This is a genomic window from Luteimonas sp. MC1750 (genome assembly GCF_016615955.1).
In the GTDB taxonomy this organism is placed as follows: domain Bacteria; phylum Pseudomonadota; class Gammaproteobacteria; order Xanthomonadales; family Xanthomonadaceae; genus Luteimonas.
In genome coordinates this window covers 194,956-219,225 of record NZ_CP067113.1, presented here as the reverse complement: position 1 = coordinate 219,225, position 24,270 = coordinate 194,956, and the positions used below count along the sequence as shown (strand labels likewise).

General features: G+C 72.5%; 21 protein-coding genes and 1 pseudogene. 12 read left to right on the top strand and 10 right to left on the bottom strand.

Annotation, left to right across the window (positions count from 1 at the left end; genetic code table 11):
- Positions 1-59 precede the first annotated feature (59 nt).
- Together JGR68_RS01040 and gpmI are read right to left on the bottom strand one after the other, a co-directional pair.
- Positions 60-1,352, bottom strand: a complete 1,293-nt coding sequence (locus JGR68_RS01040; RefSeq protein WP_234446544.1) for a peptidoglycan DD-metalloendopeptidase family protein — start codon at positions 1,350-1,352, stop codon at positions 60-62.
- Complete coding sequence (gene gpmI / locus JGR68_RS01035) at positions 1,349-2,893, bottom strand: 2,3-bisphosphoglycerate-independent phosphoglycerate mutase (RefSeq protein WP_234446543.1); 1,545 nt, start codon at positions 2,891-2,893, stop codon at positions 1,349-1,351. The genes JGR68_RS01040 and gpmI overlap by 4 nt, the downstream gene beginning before the upstream one ends.
- Positions 2,894-2,956: 63 nt before the next feature.
- On the opposite strand from gpmI, the gene JGR68_RS01030 reads away from it, so the two are divergent.
- The 3 genes from JGR68_RS01030 to JGR68_RS01020 all read left to right on the top strand — a co-directional run bounded on the left by JGR68_RS01030 (position 2,957) and on the right by JGR68_RS01020 (position 6,084).
- Positions 2,957-3,643: a hypothetical protein gene (locus JGR68_RS01030; protein ID WP_199363357.1), complete on the top strand. Its 687-nt coding sequence runs from the start codon at positions 2,957-2,959 to the stop codon at positions 3,641-3,643.
- 64 nt (positions 3,644-3,707) lie between these two features.
- A complete protein-coding gene (locus tag JGR68_RS01025; protein ID WP_199363359.1) occupies positions 3,708-5,408 on the top strand; it encodes a M28 family metallopeptidase in 1,701 nt (566 codons plus the stop codon).
- 277 nt (positions 5,409-5,685) lie between these two features.
- Positions 5,686-6,084, top strand: a complete 399-nt coding sequence (locus JGR68_RS01020) for an MAPEG family protein (RefSeq protein ID WP_199363361.1) — start codon at positions 5,686-5,688, stop codon at positions 6,082-6,084.
- A gap of 49 nt (positions 6,085-6,133) precedes the next feature.
- On the opposite strand, the gene tyrS is transcribed toward JGR68_RS01020, so the two are convergent.
- Positions 6,134-7,351: a tyrosine--tRNA ligase gene (gene tyrS / locus JGR68_RS01015; protein WP_199363364.1), complete on the bottom strand. Its 1,218-nt coding sequence runs from the start codon at positions 7,349-7,351 to the stop codon at positions 6,134-6,136.
- Between the two features lie 358 nt (positions 7,352-7,709).
- Here tyrS and JGR68_RS01010 point away from each other — a divergent pair, with 358 nt between their 5' ends.
- Both JGR68_RS01010 and JGR68_RS01005 read left to right on the top strand, forming a co-directional pair.
- On the top strand, positions 7,710-9,032 hold the full coding sequence (locus JGR68_RS01010) for a M23 family metallopeptidase (RefSeq protein WP_234446669.1): 1,323 nt from the start codon (positions 7,710-7,712) through the stop codon (positions 9,030-9,032).
- Positions 9,033-9,047: 15 nt separating this feature from the next.
- The gene (locus tag JGR68_RS01005) at positions 9,048-10,205 is read left to right on the top strand and encodes an anhydro-N-acetylmuramic acid kinase (protein WP_255531872.1); all 1,158 of its coding nucleotides are present in this window, start codon (positions 9,048-9,050) and stop codon (positions 10,203-10,205) included.
- A 75-nt stretch (positions 10,206-10,280) separates the two neighbouring features.
- On the opposite strand, the gene JGR68_RS01000 is transcribed toward JGR68_RS01005, so the two are convergent.
- The 4 genes from JGR68_RS01000 to JGR68_RS00985 all read right to left on the bottom strand — a co-directional run bounded on the left by JGR68_RS01000 (position 10,281) and on the right by JGR68_RS00985 (position 13,966).
- Positions 10,281-10,556 (bottom strand): hypothetical protein, encoded by a 276-nt coding sequence (locus JGR68_RS01000; protein WP_234446542.1) that lies wholly within the window; start codon positions 10,554-10,556, stop codon positions 10,281-10,283.
- Positions 10,553-11,872, bottom strand: a complete 1,320-nt coding sequence (locus JGR68_RS00995) for an MFS transporter (RefSeq protein ID WP_234446541.1) — start codon at positions 11,870-11,872, stop codon at positions 10,553-10,555. Before JGR68_RS00995 ends, JGR68_RS01000 begins: the two co-directional genes overlap by 4 nt.
- Positions 11,869-12,696 carry an exodeoxyribonuclease III gene (locus JGR68_RS00990; RefSeq protein WP_199363368.1) on the bottom strand — a complete coding sequence of 276 codons (828 nt, stop codon included), beginning with the start codon at positions 12,694-12,696 and terminating at the stop codon, positions 11,869-11,871. Before JGR68_RS00990 ends, JGR68_RS00995 begins: the two co-directional genes overlap by 4 nt.
- A gap of 61 nt (positions 12,697-12,757) precedes the next feature.
- Positions 12,758-13,966, bottom strand: a complete 1,209-nt coding sequence (locus tag JGR68_RS00985) for a cytochrome-c peroxidase (RefSeq protein ID WP_305067869.1) — start codon at positions 13,964-13,966, stop codon at positions 12,758-12,760.
- Positions 13,967-14,089: 123 nt separating this feature from the next.
- On the opposite strand from JGR68_RS00985, the gene pyrE reads away from it, so the two are divergent.
- Positions 14,090-14,752, top strand: a complete 663-nt coding sequence (gene pyrE / locus JGR68_RS00980; RefSeq protein WP_199363370.1) for an orotate phosphoribosyltransferase — start codon at positions 14,090-14,092, stop codon at positions 14,750-14,752.
- Positions 14,753-14,778: 26 nt separating this feature from the next.
- Positions 14,779-15,423, top strand: a complete 645-nt coding sequence (locus JGR68_RS00975; RefSeq protein ID WP_199363371.1) for a hypothetical protein — start codon at positions 14,779-14,781, stop codon at positions 15,421-15,423.
- Positions 15,424-15,468: 45 nt separating this feature from the next.
- Here the strand turns inward: JGR68_RS00975 and JGR68_RS00970 are convergent, their stop codons facing one another.
- The 3 genes and pseudogenes from JGR68_RS00970 to coaBC form a co-directional block, all read right to left on the bottom strand.
- Positions 15,469-17,775: a phosphomannomutase/phosphoglucomutase gene (locus JGR68_RS00970; RefSeq protein WP_199363372.1), complete on the bottom strand. Its 2,307-nt coding sequence runs from the start codon at positions 17,773-17,775 to the stop codon at positions 15,469-15,471.
- A gap of 17 nt (positions 17,776-17,792) precedes the next feature.
- Positions 17,793-18,251 carry a dUTP diphosphatase gene (gene dut / locus JGR68_RS00965; RefSeq protein ID WP_199363373.1) on the bottom strand — a complete coding sequence of 153 codons (459 nt, stop codon included), beginning with the start codon at positions 18,249-18,251 and terminating at the stop codon, positions 17,793-17,795.
- A gap of 26 nt (positions 18,252-18,277) precedes the next feature.
- Positions 18,278-19,494 (bottom strand): annotated as a pseudogene (gene coaBC / locus JGR68_RS00960) (bifunctional phosphopantothenoylcysteine decarboxylase/phosphopantothenate--cysteine ligase CoaBC).
- A gap of 201 nt (positions 19,495-19,695) precedes the next feature.
- On the opposite strand from coaBC, the gene radC reads away from it, so the two are divergent.
- The 5 genes from radC (at position 19,696) to JGR68_RS00935 (ending at position 24,173) form a co-directional block, all read left to right on the top strand.
- Complete coding sequence (gene radC, locus JGR68_RS00955) at positions 19,696-20,370, top strand: DNA repair protein RadC (protein ID WP_199363381.1); 675 nt, start codon at positions 19,696-19,698, stop codon at positions 20,368-20,370.
- A gap of 92 nt (positions 20,371-20,462) precedes the next feature.
- Positions 20,463-22,151, top strand: coding sequence for an arginine--tRNA ligase (gene argS / locus JGR68_RS00950; protein ID WP_199363374.1), 1,689 nt, complete (start codon positions 20,463-20,465; stop codon positions 22,149-22,151).
- Positions 22,152-22,955 carry an SPOR domain-containing protein gene (locus tag JGR68_RS00945; RefSeq protein WP_199363375.1) on the top strand — a complete coding sequence of 268 codons (804 nt, stop codon included), beginning with the start codon at positions 22,152-22,154 and terminating at the stop codon, positions 22,953-22,955.
- Between the two features lie 4 nt (positions 22,956-22,959).
- A complete protein-coding gene (locus JGR68_RS00940) occupies positions 22,960-23,709 on the top strand; it encodes an SDR family NAD(P)-dependent oxidoreductase (protein ID WP_199363376.1) in 750 nt (249 codons plus the stop codon).
- On the top strand, positions 23,706-24,173 hold the full coding sequence (locus tag JGR68_RS00935; RefSeq protein WP_199363377.1) for a DMT family transporter: 468 nt from the start codon (positions 23,706-23,708) through the stop codon (positions 24,171-24,173). Before JGR68_RS00940 ends, JGR68_RS00935 begins: the two co-directional genes overlap by 4 nt.
- Positions 24,174-24,270 lie beyond the last annotated feature (97 nt).

Here is a 24,270-nt window from a genome sequence, read left to right as displayed (position 1 = left end):
GCCAACGGGCGCGGGTTCCCCGATTATGCCGCCCCGGCGCAGCGCGGCCGCGTCGCGGTTCAGCGCTTCTGCAGCCAGGCGTTGGGATCGACCGGCTTGCCGTCGCGCCGCAGCTCGAAATACAGGGCCGCGGTGCCCTGTCCGCCCGAGGTGCCGACGGTCGACACCGCGTCGCCGCGGGCGACCCGGTCGCCGGGCCCCTTGAGCAGGCTGTCGTTGTGGGCGTACAGGCTCATGTAGCCGTTGCCGTGGTCGATGATCAGGATCAGGCCGTAGCCGGTCATCCACTCGGCGAACACCACCGTGCCCTCCGCCACCGCCCTGACCGGCGTGCCGGCGCTGGCGGCGACCAGCACGCCGGAACTGCTGCGGCCGTCGGGCATGCGCCCGCCGTAGCCCGCCAGCAGGCTGCCGGTCAGCGGCCAGGACAGGCCGCCCACCTGCACCGGGGCGCTGCGCGCCACCGCCACGCGCGGCGCGTCGGGCACCGGGCTGCGCCCGGTCCCGGTGGCGGCCGCGGGCGGCGCGCTGTCGCGGCGGGCCGCGGCGGCGCGGCGCGCGGCCTCGGCCTTGCGCTCCGCCTCGGCGCGGCGGGCGGCGGCGCGCAGCCGTGCAAGCAGGCCTTCCAGCGACTTTGCATCGGCACCCAGCGCCTTCTCGCGCGAACTGCGGTCGCGATAGCGGCCGTCGAGTTCGGCCACCGCCTTGGCCCGTTCGGCGCGCTCCCGCACCAGTGCCGCGGCCTGCGTGCGCTGGCGCTCGCTGGTGGCCGCCAGCGCCTCGCGCTCGGCGGCGATCCTGCGCTCCATGTCGTCCAGCCCGGACAGCTCCGCCGACAGCGCGGCGATGCGCGCGCTGCGGCTGCGCTGCAGGTAGCCGTGGTAGGCCAGGCTGCGGTTGGCGCCGGCGGCATCGTCCTGCGACAGCATGAGCTTCAACGGCGCCTGGCCGCCGACGGTGTAGGCCGCGCGCAGCAGCGCGGCAAGCTCGGCGCGCTGCGCCGACAGGCCCCGGGCGGCGGCATCGCGGCGCGCTTCGAGCTCCGACAGCGCCTGCTGCTGGCGCGCCAGCGCGGCCGCGGTGTCGGCCAGTTCGCGGGCATTGCGGTTGACCCGCTCGTCGGCCTCGCGCAGCTCCCGGCTGGCGGTGCCGCGCTGGCCTTCCAGCTGGCGGCGTTCGCGCCCGACCTCGTTGAGTTCGCGCTTCACGCGCTCGAGCCGGCGCTGCGCCTCGCGGCTGTCCTGTGCGGCGAGCGGCCCGGCGGGCAGCACCAGCGCCGCGACCAGCAGCGCCAGCGCCGCCGCGCCCGGAGCACGCACGGCGCGGCGCGGATGGGCCGCCGCGCCGGTCACGCCAGCAGGCTGCGGCCGGTCATCTCCGCCGGCTTCGGAACGCCCAGCAGGTCGAGCATGGTCGGCGCCAGGTCGCGCAGCGCGCCGCCGGTGCGCAGCGTGGCGCCTTCGCGGCTGCCGACGTAGATCAGGTCGACCGGGCCGACGGTGTGCGAGGTGTGCGGCTGGCCGGTCTCGGGGTCGCGCATCATCTCCACGTTGCCGTGGTCGGCGGTGACCAGCAGTTCGCCGCCCTTCGCGGCAACCGCCGCGGCCACCTCGCCCAGGGCGCGGTCCACCGCTTCCACGGCCTTGATCGCCGCCTGCAGGTCGCCGGTGTGGCCGACCATGTCCGGATTGGCGAAGTTGCAGACCACTGCGTCGAAGCGCTCCGACGCGATCGCCGCCACCAGCTTCGCGGTCACTTCCGGGCAGCTCATCTCCGGCTGCAGGTCGTAGGTCGCGACCTGCGGGCTGGGTACCAGGATGCGCTCCTCGCCGGGGAACGGCGCCTCGCGGCCGCCGTTGAAGAAGAAGGTGACGTGGGCGTACTTCTCGGTCTCGGCGATGCGCAGCTGGGTCATGCCGTTCGCGCCGAGCACTTCGCCCAGGGTGTTGCGCAGGTCGTCCGGCGCGAAGGCCAGCGGCGCCGGCAGCATGGCGTCGTATTCCGTGAGGCAGGTGAAGCGCGCCAGCACAGGGCGCCGCGCCTGGAAGCCGTCGAAGCCCGACGCGACGAAGGCCGCGGTGAGCTGGCGCGCGCGGTCGGCGCGGAAGTTCATGAACACCACCACGTCGGCATCGGCGATCGGTGTGGCGCCATCGATCACCGTGGGCGCGACGAATTCGTCGTTCTCGCCCCGGGCATAGGCGGCATCGAGGGCGGCCAGCGCGTCGTGCGCACGGTGCGGGGACTGCGCGTCGACGATCGCGTCCCAGGCACGGCGCACGCGGTCCCAGCGGCCGTCGCGGTCCATCGCGTAATAGCGGCCGCTGACGCTGGCGACGCGCGCGTTGCCGGCGGCGGCGCAGGCCTCCTGCAGCGCGCGCAGGCTCGGCGCCGCGGAGCGCGGCGGCATGTCGCGGCCGTCGGTGAAGGCGTGCACGGCGACGCGCGCCACGCCTTCGCGCCGCGCCAGCTGCAGCATCGCGAACAGGTGCGCCTCGTGGCTGTGCACGCCGCCCGGCGACAGCAGGCCCATCAGGTGCAGGGTGCCGCCGCTGGCGTTCGCGGTGCGGCAGGCCGCCAGCAGCTCGGCGTTGGCGAAGAAGCTGGCATCGGCGATCGCGGCGTCGATCCGGGTCAGGTCCTGGTAGACCACCCGTCCGGCGCCGATGTTCATGTGCCCGACCTCGGAATTGCCCATCTGTCCGTCGGGCAGCCCGACATGGGTACCTTCGGTGTGCACCAGGGTGGACGGACGGGCGGCGAACAGGCGGCGCCAGTTCGGGATGTCGGCCAGCGCCAGGGCGTTGTCGCGCGGATCGTCGCGGTGGCCCCAGCCGTCGAGGATCAGCAGCACCACCGGCTTCGGGCGGCGGACGGAAGCGGCTTCAGGCACGACGTTCGACCCTGTGACGTTGGACAGGTGCATTGTAGCGCCCGGCAGGCGCAGACTCCCCGCATGGCCGCCATCCACGCCACCCTGCTCTTCCTCCTCCTGGTCCTGGCCGCGCTGTTTCCCGCCAGTGCCCGCGCCTCCGAGGACATCGTCCGCACCAATGGTGCGGTCAACACCACCGCCGGCGCGGACTACGGCCGCCTGGCCACCACCAACGGCAGCGTGCGACTGGCCGACACGGTCACCGCGGGTCCGGCCTCGACCACCAACGGCAGCATCAGCGCCGGCGACGACGTCACCGCCGAGCGCCTGTCGACGGTCAACGGCAGCATCCGGGTGGGCGAACGCGTGAACGTCGCCGGCGACGTGCGCACCGTCAACGGCAGCATCCTCATCGAACGCGGCGGACGCGTCGGCGCGGTCGAGACCACCAACGGCGCCATCGGCCTGGTCGCGACCGAGGTCGCGGGCGACGTCCGCCTGGCCAACGGCGACCTCACCGTCGGGATCGGGTCGCACGTGCGCGGCGGCATCGAGGTCCGCAAGCCGGGCAGCAGCTGGATGCCGGTGCGCGTGGGTCCGCGCCTGCCGCGCGTGGTCATCGGCCCGGGGGCCGTGGTCGACGGCCCGCTGGTGTTCGAGCGCGAAGTGACCCTTTACGTGCACGACACCGCGCGCATCGGCCCGGTGACCGGCGCGCAGCCGGTGCGCTATTCCACGCCCACCGCCCCGCGCCGCGGCGAGGACTGACCCGGGCCCCTTCGCGGCGCCGACCGCATAGAATCGGGCCTTCCATCCACGCAGGACCCGACGAATGCGACCGACCCACCTCGTGCCCAGCCTCGCCGTTGCCATGGCGCTGGCCGCATGCAGCGGCGAGCCCGCCAGCGCCCCCGCCACCGCCGACACCGCGGCCGCGGCTCCCGCCACCGCCTCCGCCCACAGCTTCAGCCCGGAGCTGAGCAAGGACGACTTCGCCGAGATGGTGAAGACCCTGTCCTCCGACGAATTCGAGGGCCGCGCGCCCGGCGCACCCGGCGGCGAGAAGACCGTCGAGTACATCAAGGCCCAGTACGAGCGCATCGGCCTCGAGCCGGGCGGCGAGAACGGCACCTTCTTCCAGACCGTGCCCATGGTCGAGACCACCGCCGACGAATCCACCGTGCTGCGCCTGGACGTGGCCGGCAAGCAGAGCGAGCTGGCGTTCGGCACCGACATGGTGATCGGCACGCGCACCGGCGAGGCCGAGATCAAGGTCGCCGACAGCGACCTGGTGTTCGTCGGCTACGGCGTCGATGCGCCCGAGCTCGGCTGGAACGACTACGCCGGCCTCGACGTCAAGGGCAAGACCGTGGTCATGCTGGTCAACGACCCGGGCTTCCATGCCAAGGACGCCTCGCTGTTCGAGGGCGAGCGCATGACCTATTACGGCCGCTGGACCTACAAGTTCGAGGAAGCCGCGCGCAAGGGTGCCGCCGCCGCGCTGATCATCCACGACACCGCCGGTGCCGCCTATGGCTGGGACGTGGTGAAGAACTCCTGGTCGGGCCCGCAGTTCGACCTGCGCGCATCCGACGATCCGGAACCGCGCCTGCCCGCGCAGGGCTGGCTGACCGGCGAGGCCGCGAAGCAGCTGTTCGCCGACGCCGGACAGGATCTGGACGCGCTCTACGTCGCCGCCAACCAGCGCGGCTTCAAGGCCGTGCCGCTCGATGCGCGCGTGTCCTTCGACCTCGACAGCACCAGCCGCGAGAGCTCCTCGCGCAACGTGGTCGGCATCCTGCGCGGCAGCGAGGCGCCGGACGAGGCCGTGGTCTACATGGGCCACTGGGACCACCTCGGCAAGCACGAGGGCGAGGGCGACACGATCTACAACGGCGCGGTCGACAACGCCACCGGCATCGCCGGCATCATCGAGATCGCCGAGAAGTTCAAGGCCGACGGCCCGCCGAAGCGCTCGGTGGCCTTCATCGCCGTGACCCTGGAGGAGTCGGGCCTGCTTGGCTCGAAGTACCAGGTCGCGCACCCGGCCTTCCCGCTGGAGAAGACGGTGGGCGTGGTCAACCTGGATGCCATGAGCGTGGCCGGCCCGGCGCGCGACATGGTCGTGACCGGCCTGGGCAACTCCCAGCTGGAGGACATCCTCAAGACCTATACCGACGCCCAGGGCCGCACCCTGGTGATGGAAGGCAACCCGGCCGGCGGCTTCTACTTCCGCTCCGACCACTTCAACTACGCCAAGGCCGGCGTGCCCGCGCTGTACGCCAAGGGCGGCGACGACCTGGTGGAAGGCGGCAAGGAGGCGGGCGCGGCCTACGCCAAGCGCTATACCGACGTGGCGTACCACAAGCCGGCCGACGAGTTCGATCCGGCCTGGAACCTCGACGGCGTGATCCAGGACCTCGAGGCCCTGTACGGCGTCGGCCGCACCCTGGCCGACGACGGCGGCTGGCCGAACTGGTACGAAGGCAATGCCTTCAAGGCCGCGCGCGACGGGATGCGGGCCGCGAAGTAAGGCTGCGCCAGGGCGGCCGGCACTGGCCGCCAGGGTGGAACCGGACGGCGCCGAAAGGCGCCGTTCTTCATGCAGGAGCAGCCATGGCCCAACTGTAGGAGCGGCCATGGCCGCGATCGCCGGCCGCAGCCGCTGCAAGTCGTGCAAGCCGGCTGCAACGGCACCCCCGATCGCGGCCATGGCCGCTCCTACAGTTGGGGTCAGTGGGCGGGCGGGCAGTGGCGGGCGCGGCGGCAAACCTGATCTACTCCGGCCACTCCATCCGCGGCACTCCTCCATGACCCTTGCCACCGCCTACGGCTGCATCCTGATCGCCGCGCTGCTGCCCTACATCTGGGTGGCCGTCGCCAAGACCGGCGCACCCGGCTACAACAACCGCAACCCGCGCGCCTGGATCGCCAAGCAGGCCGGGAACTACCGGGTGCAGCGGGCGAACGCCGCGCACCTCAATGCCTTCGAGGCGTTCGCGCCGTTTGCCGCCGGCGTGCTGATGGCGCAGGCGGCCGGCGTCGACCACGCGCGCATCGCGATGCTGGCGGTCGCATTCGTGGTCGTGCGCGTGGCGCACGGCGCGCTCTACCTGGCCGACGTGCAGCTCGCGCGGAGCCTGGCGTGGATGGCGGGCTATGCCTGCGTGGTCGCGCTGATGGTGCTGGCGGCGCTCGCGGCCAGCTGAGGCTGGATCGCCGGGGTGAGCTCGCCCAGGCCGGCTCGCCGAGGCCCGGTCAGCCGGCGACCAGCCGCACGCGCGCGAAGTTGCGCTTGCCGACCTGCAGCACGCCCTCGAAGCCGGGCTGCAACAGCAGGCCGGCGTCCTCGACCACGGCACCATCGACCTTCACCGCGCGCTCCTTGAGCTTGCGGTTGGCCTCGGAGTTCGACGGGGTGATCCCGGCCGCGGTGAGCAGCGCAGCAATGCGCAGGCCTTCCGCCGGCACCGCCACGTCCTGCAGCGGCAGCAGCGAGGTGTCGCCCTGCCCGGTCACCGCCGCGTGCCAGCCGGCGATCGCGGTGTCGGCGGCGGCGGCGTCATGGAAGCGCGTGGCCAGCTCGCGCGCCAGGCGCAGCTTCACTTCGCGCGGGTTGAGCGTGCCCTCGGCGACTTCGGCCTTGAGCCCCGCCGCCTCCGCGATGCCGATCTCGAAGCTGAGCAGTTCGATCCAGTCCCACATCAGCGCGTCGCCGATCTTCATCGCCTTGTTGACGATGTCGATCGCCGGATCGGTCACCCCGATGTAGTTGCCCAGCGACTTCGACATCTTGTTGACGCCGTCCAGGCCCACCAGCAGCGGCATGGTCAGCACCACCTGCGGCTTCTGCCCGTGGTGCTCCTGCAGCCCACGCCCCATCAGCAGGTTGAATTTCTGGTCGGTGCCGCCGCATTCGACGTCGGCCTCGAGCGCGACCGAGTCGTAGCCCTGCACCAGCGGATACAGGAACTCGTGGATCGCGATCGACTGCTGCGCCGCGTAGCGCTTGGCGAAGTCGTCACGCTCGAGCATGCGCGCCACGGTGAGCTGGCCGGCCAGGCGGACCATGTCGGCCGCGCCCATCTTCCCGAACCATTCCGAGTTGAAGCGGACCTCGGTGCGCTCGCGGTCCAGCACCTTGAACACCTGGTCCTCGTAGGTCTTCGCGTTCGCGAGCACGTCGTCCCGGGTCAGCGGCTTGCGGGTGGCGCTCTTGCCCGAGGGGTCGCCGATCATCCCGGTGAAGTCGCCGATCAGGAACACCACCGTGTGACCCAGCTCCTGGAACTGCCGCAGCTTGTTGAGCAGCACCGTGTGCCCGAGATGCAGGTCCGGCGCGGTGGGATCGAAGCCGGCCTTGATCCGCAGCGGTCGGCCGGAGGCCAGGCGGGCCTCCAGTTCATCGGCCTTGAGGATCTCGTCGGTGCCGCGCGCGATCTGCTGGAAGGCCTGGTTGGGGGTGGTCTGGGACACTGGATTTCCTGGATTGGCGTCAAGGCGCCGTGAAAAATGTGACGCAGTTTATGTGGGGTGTTAACAGCAGGTTAAATTGTTGCCGCCCGGAAATGCCAACGGCATCAGGGGTTTGACGCGTGATCTTCGCGTGATTATGGTGGCCCGGTGACGCGCCCGTCACGCCAGGGCCACGAGTCCGACCCATATGACCACGCCCGAAACGTCCGGCCCGTCCGACGCGCACCGCAGCGCGCGCATCCGCCTCCGCAACCTCCGCGAGCTTGCCCGCCAGGCCGCATCCCGCCAGAAGGAACCTGCCACCGAACTCATCGGTGGTCGTCGCTGGGCGCGCAGGCAGTGGGGGCACGCCAGCCTGATGGCGACCGCAGGCGCGCTGCTGCTGGCCATCGTGCCCGGTTTCAATACGGCCGTCGACGTGCCGCAGAGCGCGCGCCTGACCACCCTGTCGCTGGCGCTGCCGGCGCCGGAGCTGCCCGCGCGCAGCGAGGCGCGGGGCGACGACTGGATGCTGGTCCAGGTCGAGAAGGGCCAGACCCTGGGCTCGATCTTCGACGAGCTGGGAGTCCCGGCGACGACCATGCATGCGCTGCTGGCGCAGCCCGGCGCGCGCCAGGCGCTCACCCGCCTGCGTCCCGGCACCGAAATCGGCTTCGCGTTCGGCGCACCGACCGCCGACGGCCGCCCCGCGGCACTGAAGGCGCTGCGCTATGACCGCGGCGAGACCGAGCGCGTGCTGCTGGCGCTCGCGGGCGACACGGTCACCGAGACCGTCGTCGAGCGCCCGCTCGAGGTCCGCACCACCGTGGTCAGCGGCCAGGTCGGCCGCTCGCTGTTCCACACCGCGCGCAAGCACGGCCTGTCGGGCTCGACCATCAACACGTTGACCGACGAGATCTTCAAGTACGACATCGACTTCAACACCGACGTCACCCAGAACGACCGCTTCAGCGTGGTCGTCGAGCAGGTGTACCGCGAAGGCGAACTGCTGCGCACCGGCGAGGTGCTGGCGGCGGTGTTCACCGCCAAGGGCAAGCCGTATGCCGCGTTCCGCTTCGAGCGCGACGGCAAGGCCGAGTACTTCAACGCCGACGGCCGGCCACTGAAGAAGAGCTTCATCCGCATGCCGATCCAGTACGCGCGGCTGAGCTCGAAGTTCGGCTCGCGCCGGCATCCGGTGCGCGGCACGATGCGCATGCACAAGGGCGTCGACTACGCCGCCGGCACCGGCACGCCGATCATGGCCGCCGGCGACGCGCGCGTGGCGTTCAAGGGCTGGAAGGGCGGCTACGGGAACACCGTGATCCTCGACCACGGCCGCGGCTACACCACCCTGTACGCGCACATGTCCGGCTTCGGCAACATCCGCCAGGGCCAGCGCATCGGCCAGGGCACGGTGATCGGCCGCGTCGGCAGCACGGGACTTTCCACCGGCCCGCACCTGCACTACGAATTCCGCATCAACGGCGTGCACCGCAATCCGCTGCAGCACACCATGCCCGAGCCGGAGCCGCTGAAGGGCACCGCGCTGGCCGCCTTCCGCGCCCAGACCGGGCCGGCGCTGGCGCGCATCCGCACGGTTGAAGACCTCATCTATGCCCAGGTGCCGGCCGAGCGCGGCGACGACACGCGCGTGGCCGACGTGCGCCGCGACGCCACCGCGGGCCGCGGCCGGGGCTGATCCCGGCACGACCCGGTGGCCACGCCGGAACACCACGCGCCGCCGCCCGCGCAGGCGGCCCGTCCACGCCGCTTCCTGGGGCTGATGTCGGGCACCAGCGCCGACGGCATCGACGCCGCCCTGGTCGACTTCGAACACCACGCCGCCGATGCGCGCCCGGTGCTGCGCTTCGCACGCACCTATGCCTGGGATCCGGCGCTGCGCGGGCGCCTGGTGGCGCTGGGCCAGCAGGACGCCACGCTGGCGCTGGACGAGGTCGGCCGGCTCGACGTCGCCATCGGGCGGGCCTTCGCCGATGCCGCGCTGCGCGCGCTGGACGACAGCGGCACCGCTGCCGGCGACGTCGTCGCCATCGGCTCGCACGGGCAGACCCTGCGCCACGATCCGCATGGCGCCCTGCCCTTCACCCTGCAGCTGGGCTGCGCCGCGACCATCGCCGAGCGCACCGGCATCACCACGGTGGCCGGGTTCCGCGCGCGCGACGTGGCCGCCGGCGGCCAGGGCGCGCCACTGGTCCCGGCGCTGCATGCAGCCCTCCTGCACGATGCGTCCGAGCCGCGCGCCGTGCTCAACCTGGGCGGCATCGCCAACCTGACCCTGCTGCCCGCCAGCGGGCCCGTGCGCGGCTTCGACACCGGGCCGGCCAACGGCCTGATGGATGCGTGGTGCCTGCAGCACCGCGGCGAGGCCTATGACCGCGGCGGTGCCTTCGCCGCCTCCGGCCGCGTGGACGCGCCGCTCTTGGCCCGGCTGCTGGCCGAACCCTGGTTCGCCGAGCCGCCGCCGAAGTCGACCGGCCGCGACCGCTTCCATCTCGACTGGGTCGCGTCACGCCTGGACGGGCACGAGGCTCCCGCCGACGTCCAGGCCACCCTCCTCGCGCTGACCGCGCGCAGCGTGGCCGACGCGCTGCGCGCCACCCAGCCCGACACCGCGCGGGTCATCGCCTGCGGCGGCGGCGTGCACAACCCGGCGCTGATGGCGGCGCTGGCCGTCGCGCTCCCGGGCGTGGTGGTGGAATCGACCTCGGCCCACGGCCTGGACCCCGACGCGATCGAGGCCATGGCCTTCGCCTGGCTGGCGCGCGAGACGCTGGCCGGCCGCCCCGGCAACCTCGCCGCGGTCACCGGCGCCGCCGGCCCGCGCATCCTCGGTGCCATCCACCAGGCCTGAGCTCCGCCTGGTTTTGTAGGAGCGGCTACAGCCGCGATTGCAGTTCCGGCAAGCCGATCGCGGCCATAGCCGCTCCTACAGCGGCTCGCCCTGGCGGGGTGTGGCATCGGGCACCTGCCCGATCAGCGAGAACACGTCGTCGGGCACACCCTCCAGCGCCGCGATCGCGGCCTGCAGGACATCGGCCTCGGAGGTGTCGAAGCCCATCGGGCCCTCGCCCTCCACCGCGTAGAGCCCCTGCTCCAGCAGATGGTGCAGCGCGTGCGCCAGCGTCCAGGCGCGCCGGTCGGCCACGCGCCGGATGCGGTCCAGCAGCAGCTCGTCGATGTCCCTGAGCACGATTTCGGTCATGGCCGGCGTTCCTTCGTCCTGATGTCCACGGCGGCGGTCGCGCCGTCCTCGCCACCCACCCGCACCCGCGGCTTGAGCCAGAAGAACAGCAGCACCGCCGGCACCGCGACCACCGCGGTGATCACGAAATAGGTCGCGTAGCCGCCCGGGCTCGATTCGACGATCGCCCCGGAGAAGAAGCCCAGCACCTTGCCCGGCAGCATGATCAGCGAGGAGAACAGCGCGTACTGGGTGGCCGTGTAGCGCTGGTTCACCAGCGCCGACAGGTAGGCCACCGCGGCCGTGCCGAGGAAGCCCTGGGCGAGGTTCTCGCCGGAGATCACCAGGGTCAGCAGGCCGATGTCGCCGTTGGCGCCGACCAGGACCAGGTACAGCAGGTTGCTGGCCGCGCCGAGGACGATCGCGATCAGCAGCGGCCAGTGGATGCCCCAGCGCGCCACCGCCACGCCGCCGAGGAAGGCCCCGGCGATGCCGACCCAGATGCCGTAGACCTTGGTCACGGCCGCGATCTGGGTCTTGCTGAAGCCCTGGTCGAGGTAGAAGGGTCCGATGATGCCGCCGACGATCGCCTGGTCGGAAATCTTGATCGACAGGATGAACAGCAGTACGACCAGGCCGATGCCGCTGCCGAAGCGGCGGAAGAAGTCGGCGAACGGCTCGACCACGCCTTCGCGCAGCCCCGCCGCGAAGCCTTCCGTGCGCACGCGGATGACCTCGGGCTCCTTCGCCAGCAGGCAGGCCACGATCGGCACCAGCATCAGGGCCGCCATCACCCGGTACACCACCGGCCAGGCGGCGTGGTCGGCCAGCACCAGCGCGAGCGCACCGGACGCGATCAGGGCGATGCGGTAGCCGAGCGAGTACGTCGCCACCAGTGCGCCCTGCTCGGAGGCCGGGGCGATCTCGACGCGGTACGCATCCACCGCGATGTCGAGCGTCGCACCGGCGAACGCCACGCACAGGGTCAGCGCGACGAAGGTGCCCAGGCGCTCGGGCGTCAGCGCCGCCATCGCCAGCAGGCCGAGCATCACCGCGCCCATCGCCAGCAGCAGCCAGCCACGGCGCTGGCCGAAGCGGCCCAGGAGCGGCAGGCGCCAGCGGTCGACCAGCGGCGCCCAGATGAACTTGAAGGAATACGCCATGCCCGCGCTGGCGATCATGGTGATCTCCTTCAGCTCGATGCCGCCCTCGCGCAGCCAGTAGGCGAGCGTTCCAGCCACCAGCAGGAAGGGCAGGCCCGAGGCGAAGCCGAAGAAGAACATCGTCCACGCCGACGGCTGGGCGAACGCGCGCCAGGCCGAGGGCTTCGCGCTCATTCGCGGTAATCCACGACCAGCGGCGCATGGTCGGAGAAGCGCGGCTCGCCGTGGACGGCGCAGGCCTCCACGCGGTCGGCCAGCCCAGGCGTCACGAACTGGTAGTCGATCCGCCATCCCACGTTGTTCGCGCGCGCGGCGCCGCGGTTGCTCCACCAGGTGTATTCGTCGGCGGCGTCGGCGCGCAGCACGCGCAGCGCGTCGCGCCAGCCGTGGGTCGGCGCCTCGCACAGGCCGTCGCCGCAGGCGTCGGCGATCATGCCGTTGAGCCAGGCGCGCTCGGGCGGCAGGCAGCCGGAGTTCTTCTGGTTGCCGGTCCAGTTGCGGATGTCGTTGCGCGACCGGACGATGTTCCAGTCGCCGCACAGCACGTAGTCGCGGCCGCTCGCCAGCCACTGGTCGAGGATCGGCTTCAGCCAGTCCATGACCTCGAACTTGAAGCCCTGGCGCAGCTCGCCCGACGAACCCGAGGGGATGTAGAACGAGACCACGCTCAGGTTGCCGAAGCGGGCCTCGATGTAGCGGCCCTCGTCGTCGAACGGCGCCCAGCCGAGCGCGGTGCGCACCTCGTCGGGCTCGCGGCGGCTGTAGATCGCCACGCCGCTGTAGCCCTTCTTCGTGATCGCATCCTTGAACCAGGCGCGGTAGCCGTCGGGCAGGTAGTCCGGATGCAGGCCGTCGCCGGACGCCGCGGCCAGCTGGTGTTCCTGGGCCTTGGTCTCCTGGACGCAGAGGATGTCGGCGTCCTGGGCCCGGAACCAGTCGAAGAAGCCCTTGCTGGCGGCCGAACGGATGCCGTTGGCGTTGAAACTGACGATGCGCATGGGGCGGAAGGTTAGCGCACCACCGCCGGCCATGCGCCGGCGGTGGTGGTCCGGCAGCGCGCTACTGCGCGGGCTTCGGGGTCGAGGCGGTACTCGGCGGCAGGATCGGGTACTCGACCGTCGGCTGGCGCCCGGTCAGGGTGCGCAGGAAGGCGGCGATCGCGCTGGCCTCGTCCCCGTCCAGCTCGCGGCCCAGCTGCGCCGTGCCCATGATCGCGACCGCCTGTTCGAGGTCCCAGACCTGGCCCGAATGGAAGTACGGCGCGGTCAGCTCGACGTTGCGCAGCGGCGCGGCGCGGAACACGTATTCGTCGCTGGCGGTCGCGGTGACCTCGAAGCGGCCCTTGTCGCCGGCCGGCAGGATGTCGGCGCCGGGTCGTTCGATCACGCCGAAGGGGAAATAGGTCTGGCCGCCGAAGTTGCGCCCGTTGTGGCACGAGGCGCAGCCGCTGGAGACGAACAGCTCCAGGCCACGGCGCTCGGTGTCGTCCATCGCGCTGTCGTCGCCCAGCACCCAGCGGTCGAAGCGCGAGTCCGGCGTCACCAGGGTGGCTTCGAAGGCTTCCAGCGCCAAGGCCATGTTGTCGAAGCTGACCGGCTTGGCCTGGCCGGGGAAGGCCGTGCCGAAGCGGTCGACGTAGCCGGGGATGCTCTCCAGCGTCCGCACCACCAGCTCCGGCGTGCTGTTCATCTCGACGCTGGCCTGCACCGGGCCCTTGGCCTGCTCGGCGAGGTCGGCGGCGCGGCCGTCCCAGAACTGCGCGGCGTTGAACACCGCGTTGAGCACCGTCGGCGAGTTGCGCGGGCCGCGCTGCCAGCCGTGGCCGATCGAGGCCGGCACGTTGTCCGCGCCGCCGGTGCCGATGCTGTGGCAGGTGTTGCAGGTGATCAGGTGGCTGCTGGAGAGCCTCGGATCGAAGAACAGCATGTGGCCGAGCTCGACCTGCGCCTCCGACAGCGCCTTGCCGCGCAGCTCCTCCACGCGGGCGGGAATGGTGCCGAACATCGCGGCGGCGGTCGTGCGCAGCGTGTCGCCGGCGCCCGCGGCGGCGGCATCGGCGGGATCGGCCGCCGCGGCGGTCGGCGCGGTGCCGGGCACGCCGTCCATCGTCACCGGGTCGCCCGCCGGCGGTGTCGCGGTCGCGGTCGCGTCGATGGCGGATGCGCCGTCGGCGGCCGGGGTGGCCACGTCGCCGTCGGTCTTCCCGCAGGCCACGGCCACCAGCAGCGTCGCTGCGATCGCCAGTCCAGGCCGGATCAGATTGCTCATGCCGCTCCTCCTCGTCGATTCCGTCCGGGCCACCATAGGCCAGCCGGCGGGGCCCGGGCGTTGATCCCGGTCAATGCCGCGCGGGTTGCTACCATGGCCACCCCGCGGCCGCCTGCCCCTGCCATGCCCGACCATCGCACCCGCTTCCTGCGCCTGGCCCTGCAGGCCGACGCCCTGGGCTTCGGCGAATTCACCCTGAAGTCGGGCCGCACCAGTCCGTATTTCTTCAATGCCGGGCGCTTCGACTCGGGCACGGCGCTGGCCGGCCTCGCGGCCTGCTATGCCGACGCCATCGACGCCGCCGGCCTCGGATTCGACCTGCTGTTCGGCCCGGCCTACAAGGGCATTCCGCTGGCGACCGCGCTGGCCTGCGAATACGCGCGCCGCGGCCGCGACCTGCCGCTGGCCTACAACCGCAAGGAAGCCAAGGCCCATGGCGAAGGCGGCACGCTGGTGGGCGCCGCGCTCGACGGAAAGCGCGTGCTGGTGGTCGACGACGTGCTGACCGCGGGCACCGCCGTGCGCGAGGCCCTCGACCTGATCCGCGCCGGCGGCGGCATCCCCGCGGGCGTGGCCATCGCCCTCGATCGCCAGGAAGTGCTGGACGAGGCGTCCGCTGACCGCCGCTCGGCGGCGGAGCGGGTGGCGGCGCAGGCGGGCGTGCCGGTGGTGGCGATCGCCAGCCTCGCCGACCTGCTTGCGTTCACCGGCGAAACCGCGACACTGTCGGGCGAACGCGAGCGCCTGCTTGCCTACCGCGTGCGTTACGGCAGCGCGGCCGCCTGATTCGGCCGACCGGGGGGACGGACACGATGAAGACCAGACACTGGATCACCGGCGCGCTGCTGGCCACGCTGCCGATGGCGATGTTGCCGCTGGCAGCCGCGGCGCAGGCGCCCAATGCCGACAAGAAGCTCTACTGCTGGGACGAGAACGGCGTGCAGGTCTGCGGCGACACGCTGCCGGCCAGCGCGCTGGACCGCGCCCGCACCGAGATCAACGCCGCCAGCGGCAACCGCACCGGCCAGGTGCCGCGCGCGCTGACCGGCGACGAGCGCGCCGCCGCGGCGGTCGCGGCCCGCGTGGCCGCCGAGGCCGAGCAGGCGGAGGCCGATCGCCATCGCCGCGACCTCGCGATGATCGAGTCCTACGCCACCGAGAACGACCTGCGCCGCGCCTACGGCGAGCGCATCACCCTGGTCGAGGAGTCGCTGAAGACCTCGGAGCTCAGCATCGCGAACCTGCGCCAGAGCCTGCTGTCGCTGCTGCGCCAGGCCGCCGAGCTCGAGCTGCTCGGGCAGCCGGTGGGCAAGGCGCTGGTCGACGGCATCCACGCCCAGCACGGCGACCTCGCCCGCCAGCAGGCGATCATGGAGCGCCAGCTGGCCGACCGCGCGTCGCTGGGCAGCGACCTGGATGGTGCCCTCGAGCGCTATCGGAGCATGAAGGGCGGCTAGGAGCCGGCCAGCCTGCACCTGTGGGAGCCGCTTCCGCGGTCCGCGCTAGAACGGCAGCGGCAGGTCCGGGTCCAGCGCCAGCAGCTGCGTGCGGAATTCGCCGCGGATGCGGTCCAGCGCCTCCTGGCTGTCGGCGTCGAAGCGCAGCACCAGCACCGGCGTGGTGTTGGAGGCGCGCACCAGTCCCCAGCCGTCCGGGAAGTCGACGCGCAGGCCGTCGATCGTCGACGGGCGCGCGCCGCCCTCGAACTTCGCCTGCGCGACGAAGCGCTCGACGAAGGCGTGCGGATTGCCGCCGGGTGCATCGACCTTGATCTCGGGCGTGGAGATGCCGGCCGGCAGCGCCGCCAGCACGTCCGAGGGCTCCTCCGGGCGCGAGGCCAGGATCTCCAGCAGGCGCGCGGCGGCGTAGATGCCGTCGTCGAAGCCGTACCAGCGCTCGCCGAAGAAGAAATGGCCGCTCATCTCGCCGGCGAGTTCCGCCTCGGTCTCGCGCATCTTGGCCTTGATCAGCGAATGCCCGGTCTTCCACATCAGCGGGCTGCCGCCATGGCGCAGGATGTGGCCCTGCAGGCGGCCGGTGCACTTCACGTCGTACACGATCACCGCGCCCGGGTTGCGCTCCAGCACGTCGGCGGCGAACAGCATCAGCAGGCGGTCGGGGAAGATGTTCTCGCCGGTCTTCGTCACCACGCCCAGGCGGTCGCCGTCGCCGTCGAAGGCGATGCCGAGGTCCGCGTCGAAGCGCTTCACCATCTCGACCAGGTCGGTGAGGTTGTGCGGCTCGCTCGGGTCCGGGTGGTGGTTGGGGAACGTGCCGTCGATCTCGCAGAACAGCGGCTCGACGTGGGCGCCGATCGCTTCCAGCACGCGCGGACCGATCTCGCCGGCCACGCCGTTGCCGGCATCGACCACCACCTTCAGCGGACGGTCGACCTGGACGTCGGAGGCGATGCGGTCGACGTAGTCCGACGCGATGTCGCGCTCGGTCACGCCGCCCGGCGACGGCGCGGTGTACAGCCGGTCCTCGGCGATGCGCGCGTAGAGGTCGGTGACCGCGTCGCCCGACAGCGTCTCGCCGCCGACCACGATCTTGAAGCCGTTGTAGTCCGGCGGGTTGTGGCTGCCGGTCACCGAGACGCAGCAGCCGGTGCGCAGCTGGTAGGCGCCGAAGTACACCACCGGCGTCGGCACCATGCCGATGTCGATCACGTCGCGGCCGGCCTTGCGCAGGCCCGCGGTGAGCCCGGCCACCATGTCGGGGCCGGAGAGGCGGCCGTCGCGGCCGACCACGATGTCCTTCAGGCCCTGCTCGTGCATCAGCGACCCGATCGCATGGCCGATCAGCTCGGCCACGCCGATGTCGAGCGACTGCCCGACGATGCCGCGGATGTCGTAGGCGCGGAAGATGCCGGGGTCGATCGCGACCGCGGCCGGGCGGGTTTCGCGCACGGGCGTGGCGCTTTGCTCAGTGTCCATCACGGGTTCCATTTCGAGGGCCTGCTCCAGGGTGGGGGCCGCGGCGGCCTCCTCGCTCTCCGGCCGGCCCACCAGGCTCGGCAGGCGCGACAGCACGTAGGCCAGCAGCAGCAGGATCGCCGCGACCACGATCGAAGGCAGCGCGGCCAGGCCGAACAGCGCGGCCGGCCGCGGCGGCAGGCCCGCGGCCACGCGCAGGCCGGTGCCGTCCACCGGCACGGCCATGCGTTCCGCGGATGCCGCGTAATCAGGGTCGCCGCGATCGGCCAGGGTGAAGCCGCCCTGGCGCAGCGCGAGATAGGTGGAGCCGGGCACGTCGACGGCATCGAGGCCGGCCACCGCGCGCGCCAGCGGCAGGCGCACGTAGGCCACGCCGACCAGGGTCTCGCCGACCCGCGCGGGCATCGCCAGCGCCAGGCGCGGCGCATCGCCGTCGCGGACCACCCACATCACCGGCCGGCCTTCGGTCATCGCGGCCTCGGCCACGGCGATGCGGCCGTAGCCCGCCTGCGCGGCCGTGGCATAGGCCTCGGCCAGCCCGGTGTCGTGGATCGTCGCGGACTCCAGGTTCGGCCAGTCGCGGCCGAGCGCGGCGGAGGCCGCGGCGAGGTCCCCGTCCGCGAGCGCGGCGCGCACCGGCGTCGAGGCCATGCGCTCCTCGAGCCGCGCGAGCTCGGCCTGCAGCGCGCGTCCGGTGGACTGCGCCAGCGCGTCGCGGGTGGTCGCCAGCTGGCTGCGGCGCGTGCCGTCCTGCATCTGCTGCCAGCCGGTCCAGGCCAGCCACGCCGCCAGCAGCACCAGCAGTGCCGCCAGCAGCTGCAGCGCCCGCCGCGACTGGACCACGGCCTGGCGCGTCTTGTTCGATAGCTTCACGTTCGATGCTCCCCGGGTCAGCGCACGCCGGTATGGCCGAAGCCACCCGCGCCCCGCGCGCTCTGGTCGAAAGTATCCACCACCCGCAGCCCTGCGCGCACGACCGGCACCAGCACCAGCTGGGCGATGCGGTCGCCGGGCTGTACGGTGTAGGCCTCGCGCGAGCGGTTCCACAGGCTGACCATCAGCGGTCCCTGGTAATCGGCGTCGATCAGGCCGGTGCCGTTGCCCAGCACCAGCCCGTGGCGATGTCCAAGGCCCGAGCGCGGCAGCACCATCGCGCACAGGCCGGGATCGGCGATGTGGATCGCGATGCCCGACGGCACCAGCGCGGTGTCGCCGCCGGCGAGCTCCAGCGGTGCGTCGATGGCCGCGCGCAGGTCGAGCCCTGCGCTGCCCGCGGTGGCGTGCTCCGGCAGCGGCCACTCGCCGCCGATGCGCGGGTCGAGGATCTTCAGGTCGAGCGTGTGCGGCATGGGGCGGGGCGGTCCTTGTCGGTCGGTCACGGCAGGCGCGCGGCCACGAGGTCGAGCAGCGCGTCGGCCAGCGCGGTCTTCGCCGCGGGGCCGAGCACGCGCACGCCCGTGGCATCGAAGACGTGCAGGGTGTTGTCGTCGGCCTCGAAGCCGCTGCCGGCCATGCCGACGAGGTTGCCGGCGATCATGTCCACGCGCTTGCAGCGCAGCTTGTCGCGGGCATTGTCGGCGAGGTCGCCGGTCTCGGCGGCGAAGCCGACCACCAGGCGCGGGCGCTGCGGGTGCGCGGCGACGTCGGCGAGGATGTCGGCGGTGCGCACCAGCTCCAGCACCAGGCCGTCCGTGCCGGGCTGCTTCTTGAGCTTGCCGCCTGCGACCGTGGCCGGGGTGAAGTCGGCGACGGCGGCGGCGCCGACGTAGACATCGGCCGGCAGCGCGGACAGCACCGCGTCGTGCATCTGCGCGGCCGAGCGCACGTCGCGGCGTTCGACGCCGGCCGGCGTGTCCAGCGCCACCGGTCCGGCGACCAGCACGGTGTCGGCGCCGCGCCGCGCGGCCGCGGCGGCGATGGCGAATCCGGTCTTGCCGCTGCTGCGGTTGCCGACGAAGCGCACCGGATCGATGTCCTCGAACGTCGGCCCGGCGCTGACCACCACGCGCAGGCCGGCGAGGTCTCCGACGGTCATGCCGCCGGGGCCGCCAGCGCGGCGACGATGTCCAGCGGTTCGGCCATGCGGCCCGGGCCCGACTCGCCCTCGGCCAGCGGCCCGTCCACCGGCCCGACCACCCGTGCGCCGCGTTCGCGCAGGCGCGCCATGTTGGCCTGCGTCGCCGGGTGCAGCCACATGCGGTGGTTCATCGCCGGGGCCAGCGCCAGCGGCGCCGTCGTGGCCAGGCACAGCGTGGTCACCAGGTTGTCGGCGAACCCGTTGGCGAGCTTGGCCAGCGTGTTGGCGGTGGCCGGCGCGACCAGCACCCGGGTCGCCCAGCGGGCCAGTTCGATGTGGCCCATCGCGGCCTCGGCCGCCGGATCCCACAGCGACGTGCGCACGGTTTCGCCCGACAGCGCCTGGAAGGTGGTGGCACCGACGAAATGCGTCGCGCCCTCGGTCATCGCGACGCGCACCTGCGCGCCGGCGTCGCGCAGCCGGCGCACGAGGTCGGCGGACTTGTATGCGGCGATGCCGCCGCACACGCAGAGGAGGATGCGTTCGCCATCGAGTGGGCTGTGGGCACTGGCCATGCGCGCTCGGAGTGTCCTGACCCGGGAAGGGTTCGACAGCTTACCCGAACGGCCTTGGCCGGCCGGCGGCGGCGCTGGCGCCAATCGCGTGCAATGGCGCCACGTCGGCTGCCGGCGCAGGCGCCCCCCGACACCTGCCACGCGGTGCCCTTCCCCTGCCGCGACGCGCCGGCGGCCGACGACCACTTTGGAGACCCCGTGATGCATATCCGCGACTGGCCCAGCGGCGAACGTCCGCGCGAGAAGCTGCTCGCCCGCGGTGCCGCGGTGCTGTCGGACGCCGAACTGCTGGCGTTGTTCCTCGGCTCGGGCGTGCGCGGGCTGGACGCGGTGGCCACCGCGCGCCGGCTGCTGGCCGACCATGGCCCGCTGCGGCGGCTGCTGGAGCTCCCGGCTGCCGACCTGCTCAAGCTGCCCGGGCTGGGGCCGGCGAGCGCCTGCCAGCTGGCCGCGGCGCTGGAGCTGGCCAGCCGCCACATGGCCTCGCGCCTGGAGCGCGGCGAGGCGCTGACCGATCCGCAGGCCGCGGGCCGCTATTTCGCCCAGCGCCTGCGCGGCCATCCCAGCGAGGTGTTCGCGGCTCTGTTCCTCGACACCCGCCACCGCGCGCTGGCCTTCGAGGAGCTGTTCCGCGGCACGGTGGACGGCGCCGAGGTGCACCCGCGCGAGGTCGTGCGGCGGGCCCTGGCGCACAACGCCGCCGCGGTCATCGTCGGCCACAACCATCCGAGCGGCAGCAGCGAACCCAGCGCCGCCGACCGCGCGGTGACCGCGCGGCTCAAGCAGGCCCTGCACCTGGTCGATGTCCGCCTGCTGGACCATTTCGTCATCGGCGACGGCGCGCCGGTCTCGCTGGCGGCGCGCGGCTGGGTCTAGGCGGGGATGCCGGGGCTGCGGTCGCGGCTGCGCCGGGCCGCCGTGGCCGCCTCGCGTACAATGTGCAGCCGTACGCCGCAGTCCCAGACCCAGTGAAATCAACGCTCAAGGCCCTGGTCGAACAGGGCATCGCCGCCCTCCGCGAACAGGGCACCCTGCCCCCCGACCTGGCCGCGCCCGATTTCGTCATCGAGCGTCCCAAGGACCGCGCGCACGGCGACTTTTCCAGCAACGCCGCGATGCTGCTGGCGAAGCCCGCGCGCAGCAACCCGCGCGCGATCGCCCAGGCGCTGGTGGACGCGATCCCGGCCGGCGGCGACATCGCCGCGGTGGAGATCGCCGGCCCCGGCTTCCTCAACTTCCGCCTTTCGGCCGACGCCTGGCAGCGCCAACTGCGCGACGTGCACGCGCAGGGCCCGGCCTACGGCCGCAATGCCAGCGGCGCGGGGCGCGTGGCCGGCGTCGAATACGTCTCGGCCAATCCCACCGGCCCGCTCCACGTCGGCCACGGCCGCGCGGCGGTGATCGGCGACTGCATCGCGCGCGTGCTCGATGCCAACGGCTGGGACGTGAAGCGCGAGTTCTACTACAACGACGCCGGCGTGCAGATCGAGAACCTGACCCGCTCGGTGCAGGCGCGCGCGCGCGGCATCCGCCCGGACGACGCCGGCTGGCCCGAGGACGGCTACCGTGGCGACTACATCGCCGACGTGGCCCGCGCCTTCCTCGATCGCGAGAGCGTCGAGGTCGAAGGCCAGGTCGTGCACGGCACCGGCGACGCCGACGACACCGACGCCGTCCGGCGCTTCGCCGTCGCCTGGCTGCGCAACGAGCAGAACGGCGACCTGGCGGCCTTCGGCGTGTCCTTCGACGTCTACTTCCTCGAGTCCTCGCTGTATGCCGGGGGCAAGGTCGAGGACACCGTGCGCCAGCTGGTCGAACGTGGCCATGCCTACGAAGAGGGCGGCGCGCTGTGGCTGCGCACGACCGCCTTCGGCGACGACAAGGACCGCGTGATGCGCAAGTCCGACGGCACCTACACCTATTTCGTGCCCGACGTCGCCTACCACCTGTCCAAGTGGCAGCGCGGCTACGAACGCGCGATCACCGAGCTCGGCGCCGACCACCATGGCTCGCTGGCGCGGGTGAAGGCCGGCCTGCAGGCGCTCGACGCCGGCATCCCGCAGGGCTATCCCGAATACGTGCTGCACCAGATGGTCACGGTGATGCGCGGCGGGGAGGAAGTGAAGCTCTCGAAGCGCGCGGGCAGCTACCTCACCCTGCGCGACCTGATCGACGAGGCCGGGCGCGACGCCACGCGCTGGTTCCTGGTCGCGCGCAAGCCCGACTCGCAGCTGGTGTTCGACATCGACCTGGCGCGCAGCCAGTCGCTCGACAACCCGGTCTACTACGTGCAGCTCTCGCACGCGCGCATCTGCGGCCTGATGCGCCAGGTGGACGAGCGCGGCCTGGCCTTCGACCTGGACAACGGCCTGGCGCAGGCGCTGGACCTGGACAGCGCCGCCACCCTGGAACTGGTGACCTCGATCAGCCGCTGGCCGGAGCTGCTCGCGGCCGCCGGACAGCTGCTCGAACCGCACCTGGTGGCGCAATACCTGCTGGAGCTGGCACAGGCCTTCCAGTCGTATTACAACGACCACCAGTTCCTGGTGGATGAGGCCGACGTCCGCGACGGACGCCTGGCCCTGGCCCTGGCCACCCGCCAGGTGCTCGCGAACGGATTGGGCGTGCTGGGCGTGCAGGCCCCGGAGGCGATGTAAGTGGCAGTCAAGCGTGGCAAGTCCCAGGCACGGCGCAACAGCGGCAGCAGCGCGTCGCTGCCGGGATGGGCCTGGATGATCATCGGCGTGCTGCTGACCATCGTGGTGGTGATGGCGGCGCCGAAGCTGCTGAAGTCCGGCAGCGACCAGGGCTTCTTCCGGCCGACGCCGAACCCGGACGCGACGCCTGCCGTCGCCAGCCCCGAGGCCGGCGAGAGCGTCGCCGATGACGCGCCGGCACCGACGCGCCCGTCGCAGTCGGGACGCCCGCAGGACGATGCCGCGGCCGGCACGCAGTACGACTTCTACACCCTGCTGCCGGGCCAGGAAGTGGCCATGACCGACGCCGAACTGGCCGCGAGCGCGCGCGCCGAGCAGGAGCGCCAGGCCGAGCTGCTGGCCCGCGAGCGCGCCGCGCAGCAGCGCGAGCTGGATGCCGATGCCGCGGAGCTGGCGGCGGATGCCCCGGCCCCTGCGGCGACGCCGACGCGGCCGGCCACGCCGGCACCGGCGGCCACCGCGACGCCCGCGGCGGCGCCCGCGGCCACCGCGTCGGCGCCGGCCGCCGACGGCGTGCGCTACATCCTCCAGGCCGGCTCGTTCGCCAGCAACACCGACGCCGAGGCGCTGAAGGCGCGCATCGCCATGCTCGGCCTGGTCGCCCGCGTCGAACAGGCCGACATCGACGGCCGCGCCATGTATCGGGTGCGGATGGGGCCCTATGGCACCGCCTCGGAGCTGGCCGAAGCCAAGCAGAAGCTCGGCAACGGCGGGCTCGAAGCGCTGGCGATCCGCGCCCGCTGACGGCATGAAGACCCTGCTCGTCACCGGCGCCACGGCCGGATTCGGCGCCGCGATCGTCGAGCGTTTCGTCTCCGGCGGCTGGCGCGCCATCGCCACCGGGCGCCGGCAGGACCGCTTGGATGCGCTCGCCGACCGCCTCGGCCGCGAGCGCGTGCACACCGCCTGCTTCGACATCCGCGACGCCGACGCCATGGGTGCCGCGATCGATGCGATTCCGGCACCGTTCCGCGACGTCGACCTGCTGGTCAACAACGCCGGACTGGCGCTGGGCACCGCGCCGGCACAGGCCTGCGACCTCGCCCAGTGGCGGCAGATGATCGACACCAACGTCACCGCGCTGGTCACGATGACACACCGGCTGCTGCCGGTGCTCATCGAACGCCGCGGCGCGATCGTCAACATCGGCTCGGTCGCGGGCGTCTATCCGTACCCCGGTGGCAACGTCTATGGCGCCACCAAGGCCTTCGTCGACCAGTTCTCGCTGAACCTGCGCTCGGACCTGCACGGCACCGGCGTGCGCGTGAGCGTGATCGAGCCCGGGCTGGCGGAAACCGAGTTCACCCTCGTGCGCACCGGCGGCGACCAGGGCGCTTCCGACGCGCTGTACGCGGGAACGCAGCCGATCACGGCCGCCGACGTGGCCGAATCCACCTGGTGGATCGCCACCCTGCCGCCGCACCTCAACATCAACCGCCTGGAAGTCATGCCGGTGAGCCAGTCGCTGGCCGGACTGCAGGTCCACCGGGCGCCGTGAATCCCTGGCTGGCGATGCTCGCGATCGTCGCCATCGGCGCGGTGCTGCCGCTGCAGGGGCTGGTCAATGCGCGCCTGGCGGGCGCGCTGCACGGGCCGGTGATGGCGGCCTTCGTCTCGTTCCTGGTCGGCAGCGTGGTGCTGGGCGCCTGGCTGCTGGCGATGCGCACGCCCTGGGGCGCGGCGCCCGACGCGCGCTTCCCGGCGTGGATCTGGATCGGCGGCGTGCTCGGCGCGGTCTATGTCGCGGTGTTCACCCTGCTGATCCCGCGCGTGGGCGCGGCTTCGGCGATCTGCCTGGCGGTGCTGGGCCAGGTGGTGGCGTCACTCGCGCTCGACCACTTCGGCGTCCTGCAGGCGCAGCGCCCCGCCGACTGGACGCGGATCGCGGGCGCGACCCTGGTGCTCCTCGGCGTCCTGCTCGTCGCCGCGCCCTGGCGCGCCACGCCGCCGCCACCCCTGTAGGAGCGGCTACAGCCGCGATCAGATCCAGCACGCAGGCCCGATCAGCCCCGCGCACTGTAGGAGCGGCTACAGCCGCGATCAGCCGTGACGCCGAAGC